The sequence below is a fragment of the Delftia sp. ZNC0008 genome (assembly GCF_000799035.1).
In the GTDB taxonomy this organism is placed as follows: Bacteria; Pseudomonadota; Gammaproteobacteria; order Burkholderiales; family Burkholderiaceae_C; genus Comamonas; species Comamonas tsuruhatensis.
Genome location: NZ_JTKZ01000575.1, coordinates 1 through 2,663 on the forward strand (window position 1 = coordinate 1; position 2,663 = coordinate 2,663).

The window sequence follows — 2,663 nt, forward strand, 5'->3', positions numbered from 1 at the left end:
GCTGGCGCAGGTGCAGCGCGCCGAGCTGGCGGGCGTGGGCCTGCTGGCGGGTTTCCTGGCCAGCTGCGCGGCCGGTGCCGTGGGCTGGGCCCTGGCGCGCTGGGTGTTCGAGTTCAACTGGACCGTGCCCTGGTGGGCTCCGCTGGCGGGGGCCGTTGCCGGGGCCTTGCTGGCCTGGATGGCGGGGTGGTGGGCGTTGCGGGAGGTGTTGAGGAGGCCTGTGATGGATACGTTGAGGCAGGTGGCTGAGTAGGTCTTTGGTTTTTTGCCCGGGTCACCCTTTTTTGACCCTGCCGGGTGGTTGTTTTTCGAGGCCGGGTCTCGGCCCGGCGGCCGACCTCCTTTCTTGCCGCGCAGCAAGAAAGGAGGCAAAGAAGTGCGCCCCGCTGCCCACGACCCCTGCGCTGCGCTCCGGGGCGACCTGCGTTGGTCGGGATGCGGGGTGCGCCGCAGAACTCGCTGCGCGCTGGCGCGCTTCGCTCAAACAACTGCGGCAAGTCAGATGACGAAGCAGCCCTGTCCTTCGGCAGGGCTGCCACCCCGCATCCCGCCCAACGCAGGCGTGGGCAGAAGGGGGGAGGCTGAGGGATAGCCAACAGCCAACAGCCAACAGCCAACAGCCAACAGCCGGCGCCATCACTGCGTTCGGCTTCAAACCAGGGGCCGAGCGAAGCGAAGGCCCGCACCAACTTCCCGTATGTCAGCGCCTGCGGCGTGGTGGTTGCGGGGTTGCAGTCCTGCCGAAGGACAGGACTGCTTCGTGATCTGACTCGCCGTGATGTTTGAACGTAGCGCGCAGCGCGAAGAGAGTTTCACGGCGAACCCCGCAACCGCCACGACGCAGGTTGCCCGCAGCGAAGCGGAGGGTCGCGGACATTCGGGTCGCCTTCTTTGATCTGACCTTTCTTGGCGAATCAAGAAAGGGCAGTCGGCCGCCGGGCCGAGACCCGGCCTCGAAAAACAACCACCCGGCAGGGGCAGAAACGAGCAACAGCAGGGACAAGAACGAGCAACAGCAGGGGACGGCCCCGTTCAAGACTCCTTGAACAGCCTCTCCCCCACAAAATCCACAAACGCCCTCACCTTAGGCGACAACTGCCGACTCGACGCCCACAGCGCCGAAAACTGCCCCGTGTGCGTAAGGTCCTCCGCCAGCACCCGCTGCAGTTCGCCACGCCCCAGTGCATCCCGCGCCAGGAAGTCCGGCATATAGGCCAGCCCCATGCCCGCCACGGCCGCGCCCAGCATGGCTTCCATGTTGTTGCAGACCAGGGCGGCGGGCAGGTGGGGCGGCATGCCGGGCAGCACCCATTCCTCCAGCTTGCCGCTGCTCAGGAAGCGGTAGCGCAGGCAGCTGTGCTGTGCCAGTTCGGCGGGGGATTGCGGTATGCCTCGTGCCGCCAGGTAGGCGGGCGAGCCGGCCAGGATGAAGCGGAACGGCCCCAGCCGGCGCGCGACCAGGCGCGAGTCGGCCAGTTCGCCACTGCGGATGACCACGTCCAGGCCGGCCTCGACCACGTCCACCAGGTGGTCGTTGAAGTCCAGGTCCAGGTCAACCTCCGGGTACAGGGCCTGGAACTCGGGCAGCACAGGCAGCAGGAAGCGGTAGCCGATGGTGGGCAGGCTCACGCGCAGCCGTCCGCGCGGCGCCTCGGCGGCGGCCTGCATGGTGGCGCGCGCATCGTGCAGTTCATCCAGGATGCGGCGGCAGCGCTCATGGAACAGCGCGCCTTCCTGTGTGAGCCGCACCTGGCGCGTGGTGCGCTGGAACAGGCGCAGGCCCAGTTGCTGTTCCAGCCGCGCCACGTTCTTGCCTACGGCCGAGGCCGAGATGCCCAGGGCGCGCCCGGCCTCGGCAAAGCTCAGCAGGTCGGCTGCACGCACAAAGGATTCGAGTCCGCTGAAGCTGTCCATGTCGATTGCCAACCTGGGGTTGGGAGTGTGGGGAGTCTGGCGCCTATTTTCACGGCATTGCAGCGCTTTTATCGTTCATGCATGCCTGGCCATGTGCGGCCGGGAAATTGCGAAAGCCTTGCCAACCATGTCCTCCTGCCTGACTTCTTCCCGCGCACCGGATGCGCTCCACGGCACAGCGCGACCGCATGCATCCCCGGTCTGGGTGCTGTTGTCGGTGTGCCTTGCGGCGCTGGCGATGCCGCTGAGCTTTACCGGGCCGGCCGTGGCCCTGTCTGCGCTGCGCGAGGCGCTGGGCGGCGGGCCGCTGGCGCTCAACTGGGTGACGAATGCCTTCATGCTGAGCTTTGGCGCCACGCTGATGGCGGCCGGCGCGCTGGCCGATCTGCACGGGCGGCGGCGCGTTTTCCTGACCGGGCTGGGCGTGGTGCTGGCCAGTGCGCTGGCCCAGGCCTGCCTGGGCGGGCAGGGGGCCATTGTCGTGTTCAACCTGCTGCGTGCGCTGCAGGGCCTGGGCGCGGCGGCCGCGCTGGCGGGCGGCACGGCGGCGCTGGCCCAGGTGTTCGATGGAGCGGGGCGCATGCGCGCCTTCAGTGGCGTGGGCACGTCGTTTGGCGTGGGCCTGGCCTTCGGGCCGTTGCTGTCGGGCTGGTTGCTGGGCGTGGCGGGCTGGCGCGGCGTGGTGCTTTGCGTGGCCGCCGTGGCGCTGGCCGCGCTGGTGCTGGGGCTGCGCTGCATGCCGCAGTCGC

Annotated in this window: 3 protein-coding genes; 2 read left to right on the plus strand and 1 reads right to left on the minus strand. The window is 68.6% G+C overall.

Going from position 1 to position 2,663, the window contains the following annotated elements:
* The coding region (locus L995_RS19010) for an FtsX-like permease family protein (protein ID WP_047473006.1) at positions 1-253 on the plus strand (253 nt) is incomplete at its 5' end.
* Between the two features lie 779 nt (positions 254-1,032).
* Here the strand turns inward: L995_RS19010 and L995_RS19015 are convergent.
* Positions 1,033-1,914 (minus strand): LysR family transcriptional regulator, encoded by an 882-nt coding sequence (locus tag L995_RS19015; protein WP_047473008.1) that lies wholly within the window; start codon positions 1,912-1,914, stop codon positions 1,033-1,035.
* 238 nt (positions 1,915-2,152) lie between these two features.
* On the opposite strand from L995_RS19015, the gene L995_RS19020 reads away from it, so the two are divergent.
* The coding region (locus L995_RS19020; RefSeq protein WP_231574475.1) for an MFS transporter at positions 2,153-2,663 on the plus strand (511 nt) is incomplete at its 3' end.

What these genes read in the sequence shown, in the direction of transcription:
- L995_RS19015 (WP_047473008.1), bottom strand. Translation starts at nt 1,914, where the DNA reads ATGGACAGCTTCAGCGGACTCGAATCCTTTGTGCGTGCAGCCGACCTG.